Source organism: Deefgea chitinilytica, assembly GCF_016881405.1.
GTDB classification, from domain to species: Bacteria; Pseudomonadota; Gammaproteobacteria; order Burkholderiales; family Chitinibacteraceae; genus Deefgea; species Deefgea chitinilytica.
In genome coordinates, this window is the sequence record NZ_WOFE01000002.1 from 124,995 (window position 1) to 145,950 (window position 20,956).

Consider the following 20,956-nt stretch of genomic DNA (forward strand, 5'->3'; position numbering starts at 1 on the left):
CGTGCTTTTTTCAATAGCACTCAGAAGCGGCATTAGATGATAATTTTGTAATATTACGGAAACAATTAGTGTTTACGATGCGTGCTGTTCAAAAAATTCTTACCCCTGATTATTTCTAGGAACCCAAAATATCATGACTTTAGTTCATAAAATGCTGATTACTGCTGGCTTAGCTGCTGGCTTGTTCACACAAGCTATTGCTGCTGACATTACAGGCGCTGGAGCGACATTCCCGTACCCTTTGTACGCAAAATGGGCTGAAATGTATAAAGCAAAAACTGGCACTGGCATGAACTACCAATCTATTGGTTCAGGCGGTGGCATCAAGCAAATCTCAGCGAAGACTGTTGATTTTGGCGCTTCTGACATGCCGCTAAAACCTGCTGACTTGGATAAAGATGGCTTGATGCAATTTCCAACGGTACTGGGTGGCGTGGTTCCAGTAGTTAATATTCCAGGCATACAACAAGGTCAACTGAAATTAAGCTCATCCGTATTGAGTGATATTTACCTAGGTAAAATCAAAAAATGGAATGATCCTGTAATCGTTGCACTCAATCCTGGCGTAACACTACCTGATTTGAACATCACTGTAGTTCGTCGCTCAGACGGTTCTGGCACGACATTCCTCTTTACTGACTACCTGTCTAAAGTTTCACCAGAGTGGAAAGAAAAAGTTGGTGCCAATACCTCTGTTCAATGGCCAGCTGGTGTTGGTGGTAAAGGTAATGAAGGTGTTGCCAACTACGTACAGCGTATTAAAGGCGCTATCGGCTACGTTGAATTTGCTTATGCAAAACAAAACAAATTGTCATACACACAATTGAATAACTCAACAGGTACTTTTGTTAAGCCATCAGAAGAATCGTTTATCGCTGCTGCCGCTAGCGCTGATTGGAAGAACGCACCTGGTATGTTCTTGGTAACAACAAATGCGCCAGGTAAAGAAGCATGGCCAATCGCTAGCCCTACTTTCATTTTGATGCACAAAAAACAAGACAAACCAGCACAAGCAGTAGAAGTGTTGAAATTCTTTGATTGGGCTTACGGTGCTGATGCCGACAAAGTAGCGCTCGATTTAGATTACATTCCAATGCCAGACAATGTTGTTTCTATGATCAAAGCCAACTGGAAGTCACAAATGACTGATGGTAAAGCACCAGTCTGGAAATAATTAACACACTAATTGAGCGCAGAGTTAAACTTCGCGCCCAAAACGAAGCACACAGACAACGATGTCTGTGTGCTTATTAGTTTGTAGCAATGTAGGTCTGGAGAATTTCCGATGTCAAATTTGTCGCAACGGATGAAGATACAAAGATTGCAAGATACAATTTTTGTTAATAGCACCCGTTTCTTTGCTTTCTTCGTATTAGCACTACTCAGCGCCATTATCATTTCATTGCTGTATGGTGCGCTACCCAGCATCAAAGCATTTGGCTTTGGATTTATTACCTCTACAGATTGGAACCCAGTGACCGAGCAATTCGGGGCTTGGCCTTCAATTCGCGGCACCATCATTTCATCAGCGATTGCACTTTTATTTGCGGTACCAATTAGCTTTGGTATTGCCATCTTTCTCACTGAGCTGTCTCCCGTTTGGTTACGCCGCCCTCTTGGTATCTGCATCGAACTACTCGCGGGTGTGCCCTCCATTATTTACGGTATGTGGGGTTTGTTCGTTTTTGCTCCGCTATTTTCAGAGCATGTACAACCTTGGCTTACAGAAGCAACCGCAGGAATTCCTGTATTAGGCGCACTATTTGATGGCCCCCCCATGGGTATTGGCATGTTTACCGGCGGCTTGATCTTAGCAATCATGGTAATTCCATTTGTGACCTCAGTGATGCGCGACGTGTTTGAAGTCGTACCACCTCTACTTAAAGAATCTGCCTACGGTCTAGGAAGCACTACGTGGGAAGTAGTGCGTCACGTCGTAGTGCCATACACCAAAACCGGCATTATCGGCGGGATCATGCTGGGTTTAGGTCGTGCGCTAGGTGAAACAATGGCAATTACGTTTGTGATTGGTAACTCAATGAATGAAATGAATTCATTGTTTGATCCTGCCACGACCATTTCAGCAACACTAGCCAATGAATTTACAGAAGCACACGGTGAACTTTACACCGCATCACTGATTCAACTGGGTCTGATTCTATTCTTTATTACTTTTGTAGTATTGGTGCTTTCTAAACTGCTTCTCTTGCGTTTAAACCGCAATGAAGGCTCACATTCTTAATCGGTGGCCATCATGATGACAATGAATAAAAATCTGTACTTACGCCGCCGCTTGATTAATCGAACATGCTTGATTTTATCCATGCTCGCCATGGGCTTTGGCTTGTTCTGGTTATTTTGGATTATGTACACCCTCTTTTCGCATGGTTTAGCTGGATTAACTTTGCAAACCTTAACGCAAAGCACGCCTGCGCCAGGCAGCCAAGGTGGCTTATCCAATGCCATTTTGGGCAGTTTGAAAATGACGGCGGTTGGTGTAGTGATTGGTACACCGATTGGAATTTTAGCTGGCACCTATCTAGCAGAATTTGGCGCAAAAGGCTGGCTAGCACCGGCAACGCGTTTTATTAACGATATTTTGCTTTCTGCGCCTTCTATCGTAATTGGTCTTTTTATCTTTACCGTTTATGTTGCACAAGTTGGGCATTTTTCTGGCTGGGCAGGCTCTTTTGCACTAGCGATTCTGGTCATTCCTGTGGTGCTGCGCACGACTGAAAACATGCTGTTACTAGTACCAACAGCGATGCGTGAAGCAGCGTACGCCCTTGGTGCTCCGAAATGGAAAATGGTCACTCAAGTAACGTTACGAGCTGCCAAATCTGGGGTAGCGACTGGTATCTTGCTCGCCATCGCCCGTATTTTGGGTGAAACCGCACCGCTGCTATTTACCGCATTGAATAATCAATTCTATTCAAATATGAATCAACCCACTGCCAACTTACCAGTGGTGATTTTCCAATTTGCAATGAGTCCATACGACGATTGGCATCAACTCGCTTGGGCAGGCGCACTCATGATTGGCCTGTTTGTACTCGGCATGAATATTATTGCGCGCGTATTGTTACGCCAGCCTAATCAACACTAATTATCGACTTTGCGACGGAACAAATTATGAGCAATCAAAACAAATCAGGCTTGGCCATTAAAAATCTTAATTTTTACTATGGCAATTTTCATGCGCTAAAAAACATCAATCTGAATATTTTAGCTGGCCATGTCACCGCCTTTATTGGCCCGTCTGGCTGCGGCAAATCTACGCTGCTCCGCACCTTCAATCGCATGTACGATCTTTATCCTAAGCTGCGTGCTGAAGGTGAAATCATCTTAAACGGCAAAAACATCCTAGATTCAGATGTTGACCTAAATATGTTGCGTGCCAAAGTCGGGATGGTGTTCCAAAAGCCAACCCCATTCCCGATGTCAATTTACGATAATGTCGCATTTGGTGTGAAGTTGTACGAAACCCTCAGCAAATCTGAAATGGATGATCGTGTTGAGTGGGCGTTAACCAAAGCCGCCTTATGGAATGAAGTAAAAGACAAACTCAAGCAATCAGGTTTAGGCCTCTCAGGTGGTCAGCAACAACGTTTATGTATTGCGCGCGCTGTCGCGGTCAAACCGGAAATCTTATTGCTCGATGAGCCAACGTCAGCACTCGATCCAATTTCCACTGCGCACGTTGAAGAATTGATTCATGAGCTGAAAAAAGACTACACCATCGCGATCGTAACGCACAATATGCAACAAGCGGCACGGATTTCTGATTACACCGCGTACATGTACTTAGGTGAAATGATCGAGATGGACGAAACCGATACGATCTTTACGGCCCCCAAAGTCAAAGCGACCGAAGACTACATTACTGGTAAATTTGGCTAATTAGCTGATGATGTCCACTGAATCAAAAAAGCCGCTTTTGCGGCTTTTTTATTAGGTATCACCACCAAGACAATGAAAAACAATAACCTCAAACCAATACCCAATTAATTACAGTAGGAGCATTAGTTGTAACACAGCTGCAATATGGCTGATCTATGCTGCAAATTCATTCTTTTATATTTGCCAGCAACCTATGAAAATATCCTCTCAGCTCAAATTGGTCAGTGCCATCACCGTCGGTGCACTTTTTATCGCCGTCTTGATTTGCAGCTGGAAACTCTCCGTTCTCACCAAAAATTTCACTGCCAACCAGCAAATGCAAACCAGCCTCAATCAACTGGCGCAAATGAAATCCACCATGCTCACTATTTCTCGGCTCGACGTAATGTCGCCCGACATTTCAAAACAGCTACAGGATGGCGAGGCTCAGATTGCAGATATCCAAAAACAACTGAGCAACTCTTTAACTGACGAGCAAGCTACCGTACTCAATCAAGTCTTAAATCAGAGTTGGCAGCGGTATTTAAAGCAATTTAGTAATGCAGTTCAAATTGCGGAAACAAGCCCAGAAGATGCGATTGCCATTCCTGAGCAGTTATTTCGCAATGATCTAACCCCAGTAATCGGTCAAATTAGTGAAACGTCGCAAGCGATTACCCTCGAGGCCAACCAAGCTAAAACGGTAATTGAAACAGATATCAAGCAACTTATTTGGGGCGTGATTATTCCGATTATTTTTGCAGGCTTAATCATTGTTTTTTCACAATTGGGTTTTGCAAAACGACTTCAACACTCGCTCAACGCAATGGGGGCCGTAGCAAATCAACTGCGTGAAGGTCAAATGTCGATGCGCATGCCAGAAAGCCAAGATGAACTTGGTCAACTGGGTGTCGCCATCAACCAATTTTTACAACAACTACACCGAGTCTTGAACCAGACAAGTCGAGCGGCGCTAGAAAGTCGCGCTGATGCACAGCGGATCACGGAATTGAGTACCGCGGTAAGCCACAACACCGATTCACAAGCACAGCAATTAAATGAAATCGGCCAGGGTAGTGAAACGCTCAGTTCTGCAATTGCCTACGTCGGTCAATTGGCTTCGCAAGCGGCTAGCACTGCGCAATCATCATTACATGCGACGATCGATGCCGATCAAGCTGGGCAAACGACACTACAAAATTTAGCGTCATTCTCTAGCCACTTTCAGCAAGTAGAAACTGAAATGCAAACATTATCACTCTCGTTTGCCGATATCGTCGCAGTGAGCAGTACCATCAAAGACATTGCAGACCAAACCAACTTACTGGCTCTCAATGCTGCAATCGAGGCTGCCCGTGCAGGTGAGTCTGGGCGTGGTTTTGCGGTTGTAGCCGACGAAGTGCGAAAACTCGCGCAACACACCACGGAATCAACCAAAAAAATTCAAGACATTCTGCAAAAGACGCAAAACAATACCAAAGTCACCACCAAAGCGATTCAAGCTGCAGCCATTCATTTACGAGAATTTAACGAACACGGGCAAATTGTTTCTAAATCGCTCAGTCAGATTCGAATTGAAAGTGAGGAAGTGGCAGAAAAAATGGCGTCTATCGCCGCAGCGGTAGACCAGCAAACTGCAGCAGCGCAATCCATCGCTGAGCAAGTGAGCCGAATTAGTCATGGCCTCAATAAAACCAACACGGATAGCCGTGCGATGAAGCAAGAAATGGAAGGTTTAACCATCGTCGCCAACGACCTTGAAAAATCAATGTCCGCGTTTCGATTTAGTTAATAATTAAAATAAAAGCAGAAAATCCAGCTTGCCAGATTGTGCAAGCTGGATTACTACAAGATTTTATTCTTCAGCTTCTAACTGCACCACTGAAGCAATTTTCTCCGCCCATTCTCGCGCGGCACTCGGATCCGTATGCTCAACCATGACCCGCACAACTGGCTCAGTACCAGACGGTCTGAGCAAGACGCGGCCAGCATTACCCATAACAGCTTCGGCTTGTTTTACCACGACAGAAATTTTTTCTGATCCATGGCAATCAAACCCTTTAGCAATCCGCACATTTTTTAGCACTTGCTTGGACAAAACTAAGTCTTTGCAAAAACCAGCTAAGGTTTGATTGCTTTCCTGCAAGGCCTGTAACACTTGCAACGCAGAAATAATACCATCGCCAGTTGAATGCTTATCTAAGCACAATAAGTGACCAGAACCTTCCCCACCCACCAACCAGTCATTGGCACGGAGTTGTTCCATCACATAGCGATCACCGACTTTCGCCCGCACGAAGCCGATGCCTTTTGCTGTTAATGCATTTTCAACGCCCAAATTGGTCATTAACGTGCCAACAACACCAGCACCTAGATTGCCTTTATTCTGGCGATGACTAGCCAACACATAAAGTAACTGATCACCATCAACAATCGTGCCGTCACGGTCAACCATAATCAAGCGATCACCATCGCCGTCTAAAGCAATACCGAAATTGGCGCCTTCAGAGAGCACTTTCAACCGCAAAGTTTCAGGATGAGTGGCCCCCACGTCTTCATTGATATTAAATCCATTTGGATTTACGCCAATACTAACAACCTCGGCACCTAATTCATGAAAAACGTGGGGTGCAATATGGTAGGTCGCACCATGAGCGCAATCCACAACGAGTTTCAAACCACTCAGATCCAGCTCACTTGGAAAGGTGGATTTGCAAAATTCAATATACCGCCCTGCCGCATCGTCTATGCGTTTTGATTTACCGATCTGTTTAGACTGAACACAAGGTTGTGCTTCTTCAATAGCAGCTTCAATGGCAATTTCAATCTCATCCGGTAACTTTTGACCACTGGCACCAAAAAACTTGATCCCATTATCGTGATAAGGATTATGCGATGCAGAAATCACCACGCCTGCCGACAAGCGCAGAGCACGCGTCAAATACGCAATGCCCGGTGTTGGCAATGGGCCCGTCAAATAAACGTCTACACCCGCCGCATTAAATCCAGCTTGTAGCGCAGCTTCCAGCATATAACCAGAGACGCGGGTGTCTTTGCCAATCAAAACTGCCGCATGCTCACCATTCTTGCGTAATTTAGTTGCAGCTAAAACTTTACCAGCAGCATAGCCAAGCTTCATCGCAAACTCAGGTGTGATCGGAGACTCCCCCACCAAACCACGAACGCCATCGGTACCAAAATACTTACGTGCCATTATTCAATTCCCTATCCTGTTATGCAGCTATTTTAATACTTTCCACAACTTTAATGCATCCACCGTTTCCCTGACATCATGAACCCGCACAATGGAAGCACCTTTTTGTACGGCCAACACTGCCGCAACCACACTGCTTAACATTCTTTCACGTAATTCCTGCCCAGTTATTTCGCCTAGCATTTTTTTTCGTGATACACCAACTAAAATAGGAAGCCCTAATCGCTCGCCAAGTAAATCAATCGATTGAAATAACGCAATATTGTGCTCCAAGCACTTCCCAAAACCAAAACCTGGATCGGCAACAATTCGTTGTGCAGCAACACCTGAATTTAATGCAAGCTCAATTCGCTTCGCCAAATACTGGCCAACTTCTAACACTACATCCTGATAAGTCGGCGCGATTTGCATCGTTTGCGGATCACCTTGCTTGTGCATTAAACAAATACCAACTTGGGTAGATGCTAATAAATCAATAGCACCTTGCCCTTCCAGCGCTGAAATGTCATTGACCAAATCAACCCCTGCCTCAATTGCGGCTCTCATCACCTCGGGTTTACGGGTATCAATTGACAAAGGTACATTTAAGCTAGAAAGCGCTTGGATTACAGGGATAACGCGGCGAATTTCTTCATCAATAGCGACTACTGCTGCCCCTGGCCGAGTTGACTCTCCACCCACATCTAATATATCAGCCCCATCTTTCAGCAGTTTTTCTGCATGAGCGACTGCGTGTACCAGCGTGTCATGCTGCCCACCGTCAGAGAACGAATCTGGGGTCACATTCACAATCCCCATCACTTTTGGCTGACTCAAATCAAGCTGAAACCTACCGCACGAAAATAAAGACATACTAATCCTAGTCGTGAAAAAAGGCGGCCAAGGCCGCCTTTTTAAATCAAATCTACTGTTTTCAAACTTCTGTAGCTGGCGTAGTTGACGCTTCCGCACCACCCGTCGGCAAGTTGCCCACATCAACCGAAGGGACACTTACATTTACAGGCGTACCTTTTGGCGGACGAGGTTCACGCCCTGCCATGATATCTAGCACTTGCTCGCGATCAATCGTTTCCCATTCCATCAAAGCGGCAGTCATCGCTTCAACTTTGTCACGATTTTCTTCCAAGATTTTCTCTGCAACCGCGTATTGTTCATCGATAATACGGCGAATTTCAGCATCAACTTGTTGCATTGTTGCTTCAGACATATTTTTATGAGTAGTGACCGAGCGACCAAGGAAAACTTCACCCTCATTCTCGCCGTAAACCATCGGACCCAACTTTTCCGTCATGCCATAGCGCGTTACCATATCGCGTGCCATTCCAGTTGCACGCTCAAAATCATTTGAGGCACCAGTTGAAATTCGGTGAATAAATAGATCTTCAGCAACTCGGCCACCAAACAAAATCGCTAAGCGATTGAGCATTTGGTCTTTGTACAAAGAGAAGCTATCACGCTCAGGCAACTGCCAAGTTAATCCAAGTGCTCGACCACGCGGCATGATGGTAACCTTGTGCACGGGATCAGTGCCTGGCAGCATTTCGGCGACCACCGCATGACCAGACTCATGATAAGCCGTCGCACGACGCTCATCTTCTGTCATTACCATACTACGGCGTTCAGGGCCCATGTAAATTTTATCTTTGGCCGATTCAAAATCATCCATATCGACTAAGCGTTTATTACGACGCGCGGCAAACAGAGCTGCCTCATTCACCAAGTTTGCCAAATCGGCACCCGACATACCGGGTGTACCACGAGCAATGATCGGTGCATCCACATCATTAGCGATAGGCACTTTGCGCATATGCACAGCCAAAATCTGTTCACGGCCACGAATATCTGGCAATGCCACGGTGACTTGACGGTCAAAACGACCTGGGCGAAGTAGCGCAGGGTCAAGTACGTCTGGACGGTTGGTCGCTGCGATCACAATAATCCCAGAGTTACCTTCAAAGCCATCCATTTCAACCAGCATTTGATTCAAAGTTTGCTCACGTTCGTCGTTGCCGCCACCCATACCGGCACCACGTTGACGACCAACAGCATCAATTTCATCGATGAAAATAATGCAAGGCGCATTCTTTTTCGCGTTTTCAAACATATCGCGAACACGTGCTGCACCAACACCGACAAACATTTCTACGAAATCAGAACCCGAAATCGAGAAAAACGGTACTTTGGCTTCACCAGCAATCGCTTTGGCCAGCAAGGTTTTACCAGTACCCGGAGAACCGACCAGCAAAATACCACAAGGCATACGCCCACCAAGGCTTTGATATTTGCTTGGATCACGGAGGTAATCCACAATCTCAGCCACTTCAGCTTTTGCTTCATCACAACCAGCTACATCAGCAAAAGTCACCGAGTTATTATTTTCGTCGAGCATCTTTGCTTTAGACTTACCAAAACTAAATGCACCACCTTTACCGCCGCCCTGCATCTTGTTCATAAAGAAGATCCAAACCCCGATCAACAACAACATCGGAGCCCAGTTCACCAGCAGACTCATCAAGAAGCCTTGCTCTTCTTCAGCTTTCGCAGCAAATTTAACATTGTGCTTAATCAGCGTATCCACCAAGCGAAAATCAAACGGTGCTAAGGTTGTATAGTTTGAGCCATCCGTTTTCTTACCGCGAATCAATTGACCACGCAAAGGATTGCCTTGAATTTCAGCACTCGCGATTTTTCCTTGTTCTACATCCACCATAAATTGTGAATATGGCAATTGGCTTGCGCTGTCTTGACGCTGTGCAAACTGATTAAAGACCGTCATGAGCACTAAGCCAACGATCAGCCAAATGGCGATATTTTTGCCGAGATTATTCAAGGCTTTACTCCTGAGTTTCTAAAACGGGTATTAATCTATTTTACTCGTTTAAGATTTTTTTTGTTTACCCAATAAATAAACTTCTGGGCTACGATCACGTGATGCTTTTGGTTTTCGAGTCACAACCGACGCAAAAGTTTCCCGCATCGCCGCCATATACTCATTAAAACCATATCCTTGAAAGACTTTGACCAAGAAATTACCGCCCGGTTTTAGCTGCTCACGTGCGAATTCTAAGCCTAGCTCACATAAATACATACTGCGCGCCTGATCTGTTACTGCATTACCCGATATATTGGGGGCGATATCGCAAATGACAAGGTCTATTTGTCGACCATTAAGCAGACTACTAAATTCGGCCAAAACTTCTTCATCACGAAAATCGCCCTGCACAAACTCAACCCCACGAATCGGGTCCATTTCCAAAATATCCAAAGCAAACACACGACCGCTTGCGCCTACTTTTTGTACTGCAACCTGACACCAACTACCCGGCGCCGCTCCCAAGTCAGCGACCCACATTCCTTGCTTAATTAATTTATCTTTTTCATCGATTTCGAGCAGCTTATACGCTGCACGTGCACGGTAGCCATCTTTTTTAGCCATCTGCACGTAATGATCATTTACATGCTCTTGCAGCCATACATTACTGGAATTAGAACGAGCCATCAGGTACACTATCCGGTTATATCAAGGTTTTTAAGGTTTATTCTCATGTTACAACTTAGCGCAGATCAATGCCGCCACTTGCGTAGCTTAGCGCACCATCTAAATCCTGTCGTGATGATTGGTAGTAATGGCTTGACTGACTCAGTGATGCGCGAAATTGCCGTTAACTTAGATGCCCATGAATTAATTAAAATTCGCGTACTTGGCGATGATCGCGAAGCGCGTGTTCAATTTATGGAACAAATATGTGCGGAGCTTGGTGCATGTCCAGTACAGCATCTCGGCAAATTACTACTCATTTTCCGTCCTAGCAATACGGACAAACCGAAGATTATTCTGCCGAAGCAAAAGAAAGCAGCGAAATAAATAACGGGCGGCTCAGCCGCCCTTTTTATTGCCCGCCGTTAATGCAATCGACTGAGTACACCGGGCTAAGGCAATTCGATTGATTCAGCCTTATTCAGCAGACCAAATATAGATTAAGCCCATTACGCTCTGCAGTAAATAAATCAAACTAGAAATGGTATGCCACTGCGCTAATCCACCACCAAACATCCCTTCAGCCGCATTACTTACTACGGGCTTGAGCTCGGCAATCAGTGGAAAAATTGCAAATTGATTCACCAAGGTACAGCCCAACATGCCAAGAATTAGCCATAAACGCAATCCTTGAAATGCACGTAAGCCATCCTTCCATATCCACCAAATCGCCAGAAAAATCCCAGCAACAATCCCGATCCAGCCGATCGCATGAAATAATTTTCCGGCGACCATCCCAGCAACGGCCTTATCTAAACTGGCAAACAACGCCGGAGTAACCACAACGCCGATAATCCACATCCCACCAATCCATAGCGTGGTGAGCACATTCTTTAGACCGTTACCCATAATGTATATAACTGGAGCCATTGCACATGAATAATTTCACGCCAATACCCCTACCCCGCCAATGTTAGATATATTGAACTTCCAAAATTTCATACTCACGAATACCACCCGGTGCCATCACTTCGGCAACATCTTCGGCGTACTTACCAATCAAAGCACGCGCAATCGGGCTTGATACTGAAATCTTGCCTTCTTTAATATCCGCCTCATCATCACCGACGATTTGGTATTTTACTTCCGCTTCGGTTTCTAAATCTTGTAACAAAATCGTTGCGCCAAATACCACGCGGCCTTCAGCCGTTTCTGCTAAATCTTTTGGGTCAATAATTTGTCCATTCGATAATTTACCTTCCAACTCAGCAATACGGCCTTCAACAAAACCTTGTTTCTCTTTGGCGGCATCGTACTCTGCATTTTCAGATAAATCACCATGCGAGCGGGCTTCGGCAATCGCCGCAATCACTGTTGGGCGCTCAACGCTTTTCAAATGAGCCAACTCGGCCTTTAATTTTTCAGCGCCAACCACAGTCAGTGGGACTTTAATCATGCTATTTCTCCAATTAGCAGGAATCGTCCTGCCAATAAAAAACAAGAGCCGCCACTCCAGACGGAGCAGCGGCTTGAACTTTAAGTGCAATACGTTATCAGTTATTCAGCTGTAAATGCAAGTCCTGCAAGCTGTAAACGTTCAATTCTTTCATATCACGAATACCTACGCAGGCCGCTTTAGCACCCGCAATCGTCGTGAAAACTGGCAGTTTAGCTTTCAATGCTTCATGACGAATTGAGTAGCTGTCTTGAATCGCTTGGCGACGCTCATCCACGGTATTGAAAATCATACCCACTTCACCGTTCACAATCATGTCAACGATATGAGGACGACCTTCAGTCACTTTATTCACCGCAGTAACCGCTACACCCGCTGCATCAATCGCGGCGGCAGTGCCTTTGGTCGCCAATATCTTAAAGCCTAATGCGGCCATGATGGTCGCGCATTCAACCGCGGCAGCTTTATCACCTTCACGTACAGAAATGAATACGCTACCTTGCGTTGGCAACACGACACCCGCTGCCAATTGTGATTTCACAAAGGCTTCAGCAAATGACGTACCCACGCCCATCACTTCACCGGTCGACTTCATTTCAGGGCCTAAAATTGAATCCACGCCCGGGAATTTCGCAAATGGGAATACCGCTTCTTTCACCGAGTAATACGGTGGAATCACTTCTGCGGTCACGCCCTGTTGCGCCAAAGACTGGCCAACCATGCAACGTGCAGCCACTTTGGCCAGTGGAATGCTAGTTGCTTTAGAGACATACGGCACCGTCCGTGATGCACGTGGATTGACTTCCAACACGTACACCTTCGCGTCGCTGCCTTTACCTTGAATCGCGAACTGCACGTTCATCAAGCCAACGACGTTCAAGCCTTTCGCCATCAATACCGTTTGACGACGCAATTCATCTTGCAGCTCTTTGCTCAATGAGTACGGTGGCAATGAGCAGGCTGAGTCACCTGAGTGAACACCCGCTTGCTCAATGTGCTCCATAATGCCGCCGATGATCACATCAGTACCATCAGAAATCGCATCCACGTCAACTTCAATCGCGTCGTTCAAGAAACGATCCAGCAATACTGGCGAATCATTCGACACTTTTACCGCTTCGCGCATATAGCGTTCGAGGTCTTTATCTGAATGGACGATTTCCATCGCGCGGCCACCTAATACATACGATGGACGAACAACCAGCGGGTAACCCAATTCACGTGCCAAATGCAGTGCATCTTGCTCATTACGCGCAGTCGCATTTGGCGGCTGACGTAGTGCCAAATCTTGCAATAATTTTTGGAAGCGTTCACGATCTTCTGCTGCGTCGATCATGTCTGGGCTAGTACCGACAATTGGTACACCGTTGGCTTCGAGAGCACGCGCCAATTTCAGTGGCGTTTGGCCACCGTATTGCACGATCACGCCGAATGGTTTTTCTACCGCCACGATTTCCAATACGTCTTCCAACGTTAATGGCTCGAAGTACAGACGATCCGAGGTATCGTAATCGGTTGAAACTGTTTCTGGATTGCAGTTGACCATGATGGTTTCGTAACCATCGTCACGCAGCGCCAATGCAGCATGCACGCAGCAATAGTCAAACTCGATACCTTGACCGATGCGGTTCGGGCCACCGCCCAAGATCATGACTTTCTTTTTATCTGTTGGCGCTGCTTCGCATTCTTCTTCATAAGTCGAATACATATAAGCAGTATCGCTCGCAAACTCAGCTGCGCAGGTGTCTACACGCTTATACACCGGGCGAACACCGAATGCATGACGTGCTTTACGCACTGCATTTTGATCGCAACCGAGCAATGTACCCAAACGACGATCCGAGAACCCTTTGCGTTTCAATTTGCGGAATTCAGCTTTGCTGATGCTATCAACTGAACGACCGCGCAAGGCCGCTTCATCATTCAAAATATCTTGAATCAGCACCAAGAACCATGGATCGATTTTCGAAATATTGTGCACTTCATCCAGCGTCAAGCCAACACGGAACGCATCAGCCACATACCACAAGCGCTCTGGACCTGGCGTAGCGATTTCTGATTCGATCTTGGTACGATCAGAACAGATCTCATCAAAACCAGACATACCGGTTTCAAGGCCACGCAGCGCTTTTTGCAAAGACTCTTGCTGAGTGCGGCCAATCGCCATCACTTCGCCGACCGACTTCATTTGCGTCGTTAGGCGGTCATTCGCTTGCGGGAATTTCTCAAAGGCGAAACGTGGGATTTTCGTTACCACGTAGTCAATCGAAGGCTCGAACGACGCTGGCGTTTTGCCGCCAGTAATTTCGTTTTTCAGTTCATCCAGCGTGTAACCCACTGCCAATTTGGCTGCGACTTTCGCAATCGGAAAACCAGTCGCTTTGGATGCCAAAGCCGATGAGCGAGAAACACGTGGGTTCATCTCGATAACGATCAAACGACCGTCTTTTGGATTCACTGAGAATTGAACGTTAGAACCACCAGTATCGACACCAATCTCGCGCAATACCGCGATCGATGCGTTACGCATGATTTGATATTCTTTATCAGTCAGCGTTTGCGCTGGCGCCACAGTGATCGAATCACCGGTATGTACGCCCATCGGATCTAAGTTTTCAATCGAGCAGATAATAATGCAGTTGTCGTTGCGATCACGCACGACTTCCATTTCGTACTCTTTCCAACCCAACAATGATTCTTCAATCAACAATTCATTGGTTGGCGACAAATCCAGACCGCGGGTGCAGATCTCGATGAATTCTTGCATATTGTAGGCAATACCACCACCCGAGCCGCCCATCGTAAACGACGGGCGAATAATCGTCGGAAAGCCCACTTGTGCTTGCACAGCTAAAGACTCTTCAAGGCTATGCGCAATCCCTGAGCGCGCAGAACCCAGACCAATTTTATCCATCGCGGCTTTAAATTTCTGACGGTCTTCGGCCTTATCAATGGCTTCTGGCGTAGCACCAATCAATTCAACACTGTATTTGTCCAATACACCGTTGCGCCACAAATCCAGCGCACAGTTCAGAGCGGTTTGACCGCCCATCGTTGGCAGAATCGCATCCGGGCGTTCTTTTTCAATAATTTTTTCAACGACTTGCCACGTGATCGGCTCAACATAAGTGACATCGGCCATATTTGGATCAGTCATGATGGTGGCAGGATTGCTGTTCACCAAAATAACTTTGTAACCCTCTTCACGTAGCGCTTTACAAGCTTGCGCACCAGAGTAGTCAAATTCACACGCTTGGCCGATCACAATCGGGCCAGCGCCAATAATCAAAATGCTTTTTAGGTCGGTACGTTTTGGCATATTACTGTGAGGGGTGAGGAGTGAGGAGTGAGGGGAAAACCCTCATCCACTCATCCATCTACGCCCAACTCCTTAATGATTAATTTGCAATTCAGTGCGGGTATAAAAAATGACCGCGCACCGCGCCTCACACCTAACGCCTTACCCCTCACGGGCGGACGCCAATTGCGCAATGAACTTATCAAACAAATACGCTACATCGTGAGGACCTGGGCTCGCTTCCGGGTGGCCTTGGAACGAGAACGCAGGCGTATCGGTCAATTCGATGCCTTGCACCGTACCGTCAAACAATGAACGATGTGTCACGCGCACATTAGCAGGCAAACTAGTTTCATCGACTTGGAAGCCATGGTTTTGGCTGGTAATCATCACATGCTTGCTATCCAAATCTTGCACAGGATGGTTCGCTCCGTGATGACCAAACTTCATCTTGCTGGTTTTGCCACCCGCAGCTAAACCGAGCAATTGATGCCCCAAACAGATACCAAAAATCGGAAGTTTTTTCGCCAGTAATTGTTGAATTGCGCTAATTGCGTAATCACATGGCTCTGGATCGCCAGGGCCATTCGACAAAAACACGCCATCCGGATTAAGAGCCAACACGTCAGCCGCCGATGTTTGCGCAGGCACTACAGTTAATTTGCAGCCACGCTCTGCCAGCATGCGCAAAATATTGTATTTCACGCCAAAATCGTAAGCGACAACATGGAATTTTGGATTGGATTGCACGGTGTAACCCACGCCCAACTTCCATTCTGCCGTAGTCCATTCATATGATTTTTCGCAGCTCACCACTTTAGCCAAATCTTGGCCAGCCATCGAACCAAACGATTTTGCTTTGGCGACTGCAGCAGCTTCATCGATATTTTCACCACTGATGATGCAACCAGGCTGAGCGCCTTTTTCACGCAAAATACGAGTCAACTTACGGGTATCAATTTCTGCAATAGCAACGACGTTGTTTTGCTTGAGATACTCCCCCAAACTCATCGTAGAGCGAAAGTTAGAATGCAAGAGTGGCAAATCACGGATAATCAAGCCTTCCGCAAATACAGCGCGGCTTTCAGTATCTTCTGCATTCACACCATAATTACCCACATGCGGGTAAGTCAGCGTAACGATTTGCTTGGTATAAGAAGGGTCAGTCAAAATTTCTTGGTAACCGGTCATCGAGGTATTGAAAACCACCTCGCCAATGGTTTCACCATCGGCACCAATAGAAATACCATGAAAAATTGTACCGTCGGCAAGTGCCAAGATGGCAGGGGTTGTGGCTGGCGTGGGAACTGTCGTGGACACGGGGCGGCTCCAGGGCATTGCGCCCAATAAGTCAAAATCTGTGGGGTAGGCGTACAAAAACGGAGTTAGCTTAGCCAACCCCGTTTCATAGCTACAAAATTGACCGAATTCTACCGCAAAAGCCCTTTGCTATCAATGCAAATCCGTATTGACTCAAGCCGCAGCCAGCAACTTTTCAATGACAGGCTGCAAATCAGCAATTTTTCGATACGGCGCAAATCGCTTTACTACATGACCTTCTTTATCAATGACAAACTTCGTAAAATTCCACTTAATCCGCCGTGAACCGAGAAAGCCGCGCTGCTGCTGCTTCAAAAAACGGAACAAAGGCTCGGCGTTTGGGCCGTTCACTTCAATCTTGGCAAAAATAGGAAAATCGACACCAAAATGCAGCTGGCAAAACTGCATGATTTCCGTATTACTACCCGGCTCTTGCCCACCAAACTGATTACAAGGAAACGCTAAAATTACCAAACCTTGCGCTCGATAGCGTTCATATAGTGCTTGCAACTGCACATACTGGGTGGTGAAAACACACTGGCTCGCCACATTGACAATCACAAGAACTTGTCCCTGATATTGCGCCAAGCTCTGCTGCTCGCCAGTGAGCGTTGTCACTGAAAAGTCATAAATCGTCGGCATACCATTGCTCCTCTAGCGCTGTTTTGTGTATTGTCGCAGAGACTCATCTTCTTCAGGCGAATTCAATGCAAGTAGCGAGCGGCTATGCTTATGGGCCCCGCGCCACACCCCAAGTGGCGATTGCGGCAGTCAGCTCGGCAATGGCACGCGGTGGTTTAAGTCACGCAGGGCGGATTTTTCTATTTCTTTCAACGCACTTTCAGTACGAAATCAATACGACCTTGCGCGCCGTAACTCAAGTGACCGGCAGCTTTGATATTTTTGGCGCGAGTGCTGCGGGTGTTTTTAGTGACCAAGACTGGTCGCTCGATGCGCCTGCCGCGGCGGCGATTGTATTGCCCGCGCAGATGCCTGCCAGCAGTACCCCTAATAGCCATTTTGCGTTAGCCGCGCCCAATGCCATCAATCAGCAATGGCTCAATCGGGGTGGACAGCGTTTTGGCGGTATCGCGGGTGACGCCACCGGCAACGGTGCGTATGCCATTTGGCAAAATGGTCGTCAGCACGCCGATTTTGTCGAAATTGAGCTAACACCACGTGACATTATCCTCTCACAAGGATTTCACGCGCTGAGCCCTCAATACCGGATTAGCGCCAGCAATGGCCTGATGCTGGAATCGCTCAACGATGCCGCCGCCTACCCCACTTTGCGCCCGTGGCTACATCAATATGATTTGCATAATTTAATGGCTGGCATCGGGGATTCAGTGAGCGATATGCTATGGATTCCGGTAATCGGGGTCGATGAACACAAACAAGCGATTATGCTGGCGCATGAAATTCCGGTTGGCATGTCTTTGTGCTGGGGACATTTTGATAGCACAGCGGCTAGCCAAGATTTGGGGCTGCAACTAATGAATCAACTGGCTGGGCGCGCGCAACCTAAATGGGGACTGGCCTTTTCCGGCCATCGTCGCGCGATGGCGGGTAGCGGCCTCACCGAGCCCGACTGGAATGTGCTGCGTAGCGCACTGCCCGGTGTGCCGTTTGCCGGATTTTATGGTAACGGCCAGATCGCGCCCCTCGCCAAAAGTAATCAAGTCGTCGACAATAGCGTCCTAGTCGCGCTTTTCGACTGAAAACATCAAATTCATCAGTCCACGAAAAGCACGAAAGCCACAAACAAAAGCATAAAAGCTCAAAGTAACTACAAACTAAGATTTTCGTGCTTTTCGAGTCTTTCGTGGACTCAATCATTTTCGTATATAAAATACATCGCCAACTTATTAAGACTCATCACCCATGCTATTTAACCCCAGCCGCGATGAAGCGCGCCGCTTTTTTATTCAGACTTGGCAAAAACATCAACAAGCGCAGCCGCTAGCCGATTTGGAAGCGATTCTAGTCGATGTATTGATAGCCCATCCGGAATACCATCAATTTCTGAGCAATGATTATCTCGATCACGATTGGCCACCCGAGCACGGCGACACCAATCCATTTTTGCATCTCAGTTTGCATCTGGCGCTAGCGGAACAATTATCGATTGACCAACCCGCCGGCGTGCGTGCGCTCTACCAGCAATTGCACGCCAAACACAACGATGCCCATCGCGCACTGCACGATATGCTCGATTGCCTCGCCGAAATGATTTGGCAAGCGCAGCGCAACCAAAGCCAACCCAACCCGCAGCTTTATTTGGACGGAATTCGCCAGCGTTTAGGGATCATTCAATAGCACTATAGGTATATGACTGAAGCCATTATTCTTCAATAGCTAGCCAGATATACCTAGCTAACAAGAAATAAATAAGCCAAGATCAATACATTAAGCAGCGCGCAGATCGCAAAAATAATGCGAAATGTGCCTTTTTGCGTTTTATGCCGCAAACGACGCTGCGCAAGCAAAGCGCCGGGCCAGCCGCCCAATATTGCCAAGCCATGCAAAGTCGCCTCAGGAACGCGCCAAGCATTTTTCTGCGCCTGAGTTTTGTCGAAGGCATACAGCACATAGCTTGCTGCACTCAACATTGTCATCGCGACCAATATAAGCCCACGTATCGGCGAAACCGCGGCTAACAGTAGCGCCACGGGCAACAGGCAGAAGGCCGCATAATCAATCCAATCAAAACGCGGCTGAGCATTGGCTTGGCGGTATGCTGCACGGCGCGCGTTGGCTTTTTCGAGCTGTTCTGGATTGCGCCCTGCAGTTTGTGCGCGGGCACGGCCTTGTTTGTCTTTACCGAGCGTAAAATAAATCGTATCGCCTATGCGGGGTTGATGAATACCGCCACGCTTTAAGGTGCTGATATGCACAAAAAAACGCTCGCCATTTTCAATTTGAATAAAACCAAAATCTTTTTTCCATTGCTTGAGTACTCCGTGCAGCATCTTTTCTCCAAAGCGTTGAACGCCTTTATCTAATTTTTATTCAGCTATTTTTATCATGCAGCTTTTCCACCACACTGATTCGTCGTAAAAAAACGTCACTTTCCGCGTTTTAACCACGGCGGCGTTTTCCCTTGGTCGGCCCAATATTGTTCCAATCGTTGCCAAATTACTTCTTTTTCGGCCTCGCTCAGCATGACCCAATGCGCCACTTCCAACATCGTGCGCTGACAGCCTTTACAGATGTCATCGCCCATTCCAGTTGAACAAACCGCTATACACGGTGTATCAGGGCGCTCATTTACCGGCATCGTTGACTCTCTTTGTTTTAAAAACTGCATTCAATTTAATCTGCTCACGCAAAACACAGCGCAGGAAAAAAATCATTTTTGTCTTATTTGCTTCATTTTACTGTCGCACCATTGTCATAAAGCCGCTGCATGATGGCCGCAAGCCCTTAGCGGAGTGGTCGATGATGGCATCTGAATTGCGTTTTCGAAGCATCTGGATTTCTGATATTCATTTGGGCACGGCAGGTTGCCAAGCCGATTATCTCTTAGATTTCTTAAAACACACCGAATCAGAGCAATTATATCTAGTTGGCGACATTATTGACGGCTGGGCTATGAAGCGCAGTTGGTACTGGCAGCAAAGTCATAATGATGTGATTCAAAAAATCCTTCGCAAAGCCCGCAAAGGCACGCAAGTCACCTATATCCCCGGCAATCACGACGAAGGTGCTCGTCAATTTATTGGCCTAATGTTTGGGGAAATCAAAATCGAAGACGAAGTCATCCATACGATGGCCAACGGCAAAAAATATCTGGTCATTCACGGTGACCAATTTGACGGCGTGATTCAATGCGCGCGCTGGTTAGCCGTGGTTGGCGACCAAGCTTATGAACTGACATTGAAACTCAATCGCTGGTTTAACCGTGCCCGCGCCCGCATGGGCTTGGGTTATTGGTCGCTGTCGCAATACCTGAAACATAAAGTCAAAAAGGCAGTCAGTTTCGTCTCTGATTTTGAAGAGGCGGTCGCGGCTGAAGCTAAAAAACGCGATTTAGACGGCGTGATTTGCGGCCATATCCACAAAGCCGAAATGCGCATGATTGATGGCATTGAATATTGCAACGATGGCGATTGGGTGGAAAGTCTAAGTGCCTTAGTCGAAATGCCTAATGGCGAGTTACGCATTCTAACTTGGCAAAAAATGTACGACGCACAAACCGCCAATATTCATAAATTACTCAGCCCGATTGAACCGCAAACAGTTTGAGCGATTTGTTTGACATTTAATTCTTCGCACTATGTTGTTGACTACTTTGAAAGGATAGCTCGC

Annotated in this window: 20 protein-coding genes; 9 read left to right on the forward strand and 11 right to left on the reverse strand. The window is 46.8% G+C overall.

Going from position 1 to position 20,956, the window contains the following annotated elements; all coding sequences use genetic code 11:
• Window positions 1-133 precede the first annotated feature (133 nt).
• From pstS to GM173_RS06265, 5 genes are all read left to right on the forward strand, one after another.
• Window positions 134-1,174 carry a phosphate ABC transporter substrate-binding protein PstS gene (gene pstS / locus GM173_RS06245; RefSeq protein WP_239078408.1) on the forward strand — a complete coding sequence of 347 codons (1,041 nt, stop codon included), beginning with the start codon at window positions 134-136 and terminating at the stop codon, window positions 1,172-1,174.
• 111 nt (window positions 1,175-1,285) lie between these two features.
• Window positions 1,286-2,242 (forward strand): phosphate ABC transporter permease subunit PstC, encoded by a 957-nt coding sequence (gene pstC, locus GM173_RS06250; protein ID WP_203570506.1) that lies wholly within the window; start codon window positions 1,286-1,288, stop codon window positions 2,240-2,242.
• 21 nt (window positions 2,243-2,263) lie between these two features.
• Entirely contained in the window at window positions 2,264-3,106 is an 843-nt protein-coding gene (gene pstA / locus GM173_RS06255; protein ID WP_203570828.1) for a phosphate ABC transporter permease PstA, read from the forward strand.
• A gap of 26 nt (window positions 3,107-3,132) precedes the next feature.
• Entirely contained in the window at window positions 3,133-3,900 is a 768-nt protein-coding gene (pstB, locus tag GM173_RS06260; protein WP_203570507.1) for a phosphate ABC transporter ATP-binding protein PstB, read from the forward strand.
• Between the two features lie 193 nt (window positions 3,901-4,093).
• A complete protein-coding gene (locus tag GM173_RS06265) occupies window positions 4,094-5,671 on the forward strand; it encodes a methyl-accepting chemotaxis protein (protein WP_203570508.1) in 1,578 nt (525 codons plus the stop codon).
• 63 nt (window positions 5,672-5,734) lie between these two features.
• Here the strand turns inward: GM173_RS06265 and glmM are convergent, their stop codons facing one another.
• From glmM to rlmE, 4 genes are all read right to left on the reverse strand, one after another.
• The gene (gene glmM / locus GM173_RS06270; protein WP_203570509.1) at window positions 5,735-7,093 is read right to left on the reverse strand and encodes a phosphoglucosamine mutase; all 1,359 of its coding nucleotides are present in this window, start codon (window positions 7,091-7,093) and stop codon (window positions 5,735-5,737) included.
• A 27-nt stretch (window positions 7,094-7,120) separates the two neighbouring features.
• Window positions 7,121-7,945 carry a dihydropteroate synthase gene (gene folP / locus GM173_RS06275; protein ID WP_203570510.1) on the reverse strand — a complete coding sequence of 275 codons (825 nt, stop codon included), beginning with the start codon at window positions 7,943-7,945 and terminating at the stop codon, window positions 7,121-7,123.
• Window positions 7,946-8,006: 61 nt separating this feature from the next.
• A complete protein-coding gene (gene ftsH / locus GM173_RS06280; protein ID WP_203570511.1) occupies window positions 8,007-9,923 on the reverse strand; it encodes an ATP-dependent zinc metalloprotease FtsH in 1,917 nt (638 codons plus the stop codon).
• 48 nt (window positions 9,924-9,971) lie between these two features.
• The gene (gene rlmE / locus GM173_RS06285; RefSeq protein ID WP_203570829.1) at window positions 9,972-10,595 is read right to left on the reverse strand and encodes a 23S rRNA (uridine(2552)-2'-O)-methyltransferase RlmE; all 624 of its coding nucleotides are present in this window, start codon (window positions 10,593-10,595) and stop codon (window positions 9,972-9,974) included.
• Window positions 10,596-10,637: 42 nt separating this feature from the next.
• Between rlmE and yhbY the strand changes: the two genes are divergently transcribed.
• Entirely contained in the window at window positions 10,638-10,958 is a 321-nt protein-coding gene (gene yhbY, locus GM173_RS06290) for a ribosome assembly RNA-binding protein YhbY (protein WP_203570512.1), read from the forward strand.
• 90 nt (window positions 10,959-11,048) lie between these two features.
• On the opposite strand, the gene GM173_RS06295 is transcribed toward yhbY, so the two are convergent.
• From GM173_RS06295 to GM173_RS06315, 5 genes are all read right to left on the reverse strand, one after another.
• Window positions 11,049-11,501 (reverse strand): DUF4149 domain-containing protein, encoded by a 453-nt coding sequence (locus tag GM173_RS06295; protein ID WP_239078409.1) that lies wholly within the window; start codon window positions 11,499-11,501, stop codon window positions 11,049-11,051.
• 43 nt (window positions 11,502-11,544) lie between these two features.
• Entirely contained in the window at window positions 11,545-12,027 is a 483-nt protein-coding gene (gene greA, locus GM173_RS06300) for a transcription elongation factor GreA (protein WP_203570513.1), read from the reverse strand.
• A 97-nt stretch (window positions 12,028-12,124) separates the two neighbouring features.
• Window positions 12,125-15,346, reverse strand: a complete 3,222-nt coding sequence (gene carB, locus GM173_RS06305; RefSeq protein ID WP_203570514.1) for a carbamoyl-phosphate synthase large subunit — start codon at window positions 15,344-15,346, stop codon at window positions 12,125-12,127.
• Window positions 15,347-15,487: 141 nt separating this feature from the next.
• On the reverse strand, window positions 15,488-16,645 hold the full coding sequence (gene carA / locus GM173_RS06310; protein ID WP_308439582.1) for a glutamine-hydrolyzing carbamoyl-phosphate synthase small subunit: 1,158 nt from the start codon (window positions 16,643-16,645) through the stop codon (window positions 15,488-15,490).
• A 153-nt stretch (window positions 16,646-16,798) separates the two neighbouring features.
• Window positions 16,799-17,287, reverse strand: a complete 489-nt coding sequence (locus GM173_RS06315; protein ID WP_203570515.1) for a glutathione peroxidase — start codon at window positions 17,285-17,287, stop codon at window positions 16,799-16,801.
• Window positions 17,288-17,352: 65 nt separating this feature from the next.
• Here GM173_RS06315 and GM173_RS06320 point away from each other — a divergent pair, with 65 nt between their 5' ends.
• Entirely contained in the window at window positions 17,353-18,366 is a 1,014-nt protein-coding gene (locus GM173_RS06320; RefSeq protein WP_203570516.1) for an FIST N-terminal domain-containing protein, read from the forward strand.
• A gap of 163 nt (window positions 18,367-18,529) precedes the next feature.
• Window positions 18,530-18,964 (forward strand): DUF1841 family protein, encoded by a 435-nt coding sequence (locus GM173_RS06325; protein ID WP_203570517.1) that lies wholly within the window; start codon window positions 18,530-18,532, stop codon window positions 18,962-18,964.
• A 53-nt stretch (window positions 18,965-19,017) separates the two neighbouring features.
• On the opposite strand, the gene GM173_RS06330 is transcribed toward GM173_RS06325, so the two are convergent.
• Window positions 19,018-19,617: a DUF1294 domain-containing protein gene (locus GM173_RS06330; RefSeq protein WP_203570518.1), complete on the reverse strand. Its 600-nt coding sequence runs from the start codon at window positions 19,615-19,617 to the stop codon at window positions 19,018-19,020.
• Window positions 19,618-19,712: 95 nt separating this feature from the next.
• On the reverse strand, window positions 19,713-19,955 hold the full coding sequence (locus GM173_RS06335) for a DUF1289 domain-containing protein (protein WP_203570519.1): 243 nt from the start codon (window positions 19,953-19,955) through the stop codon (window positions 19,713-19,715).
• Between the two features lie 131 nt (window positions 19,956-20,086).
• Between GM173_RS06335 and GM173_RS06340 the strand changes: the two genes are divergently transcribed.
• Complete coding sequence (locus tag GM173_RS06340) at window positions 20,087-20,893, forward strand: UDP-2,3-diacylglucosamine diphosphatase (protein ID WP_203570520.1); 807 nt, start codon at window positions 20,087-20,089, stop codon at window positions 20,891-20,893.
• Window positions 20,894-20,956 lie beyond the last annotated feature (63 nt).

Bases quoted from the DNA above. Each gene is read 5' to 3' on its own strand.
- pstS (WP_239078408.1), top strand. From the start codon at position 134: ATGACTTTAGTTCATAAAATGCTGATTACTGCTGGCTTAGCTGCTGGC.
- pstC (WP_203570506.1), top strand. From the start codon at position 1,286: ATGTCAAATTTGTCGCAACGGATGAAGATACAAAGATTGCAAGATACA.
- pstA (WP_203570828.1), top strand. From the start codon at position 2,264: ATGAATAAAAATCTGTACTTACGCCGCCGCTTGATTAATCGAACATGC.
- pstB (WP_203570507.1), top strand. From the start codon at position 3,133: ATGAGCAATCAAAACAAATCAGGCTTGGCCATTAAAAATCTTAATTTT.
- GM173_RS06265 (WP_203570508.1), top strand. From the start codon at position 4,094: ATGAAAATATCCTCTCAGCTCAAATTGGTCAGTGCCATCACCGTCGGT.
- glmM (WP_203570509.1), bottom strand. From the start codon at position 7,093: ATGGCACGTAAGTATTTTGGTACCGATGGCGTTCGTGGTTTGGTGGGG.
- folP (WP_203570510.1), bottom strand. From the start codon at position 7,945: ATGTCTTTATTTTCGTGCGGTAGGTTTCAGCTTGATTTGAGTCAGCCA.
- yhbY (WP_203570512.1), top strand. From the start codon at position 10,638: ATGTTACAACTTAGCGCAGATCAATGCCGCCACTTGCGTAGCTTAGCG.
- GM173_RS06295 (WP_239078409.1), bottom strand. From the start codon at position 11,501: ATGGCTCCAGTTATATACATTATGGGTAACGGTCTAAAGAATGTGCTC.
- greA (WP_203570513.1), bottom strand. From the start codon at position 12,027: ATGATTAAAGTCCCACTGACTGTGGTTGGCGCTGAAAAATTAAAGGCC.
- carB (WP_203570514.1), bottom strand. From the start codon at position 15,346: ATGCCAAAACGTACCGACCTAAAAAGCATTTTGATTATTGGCGCTGGC.
- GM173_RS06315 (WP_203570515.1), bottom strand. From the start codon at position 17,287: ATGCCGACGATTTATGACTTTTCAGTGACAACGCTCACTGGCGAGCAG.
- GM173_RS06320 (WP_203570516.1), top strand. From the start codon at position 17,353: ATGCAAGTAGCGAGCGGCTATGCTTATGGGCCCCGCGCCACACCCCAA.
- GM173_RS06325 (WP_203570517.1), top strand. From the start codon at position 18,530: ATGCTATTTAACCCCAGCCGCGATGAAGCGCGCCGCTTTTTTATTCAG.
- GM173_RS06330 (WP_203570518.1), bottom strand. From the start codon at position 19,617: ATGCTGCACGGAGTACTCAAGCAATGGAAAAAAGATTTTGGTTTTATT.
- GM173_RS06335 (WP_203570519.1), bottom strand. From the start codon at position 19,955: ATGCAGTTTTTAAAACAAAGAGAGTCAACGATGCCGGTAAATGAGCGC.
- GM173_RS06340 (WP_203570520.1), top strand. From the start codon at position 20,087: ATGATGGCATCTGAATTGCGTTTTCGAAGCATCTGGATTTCTGATATT.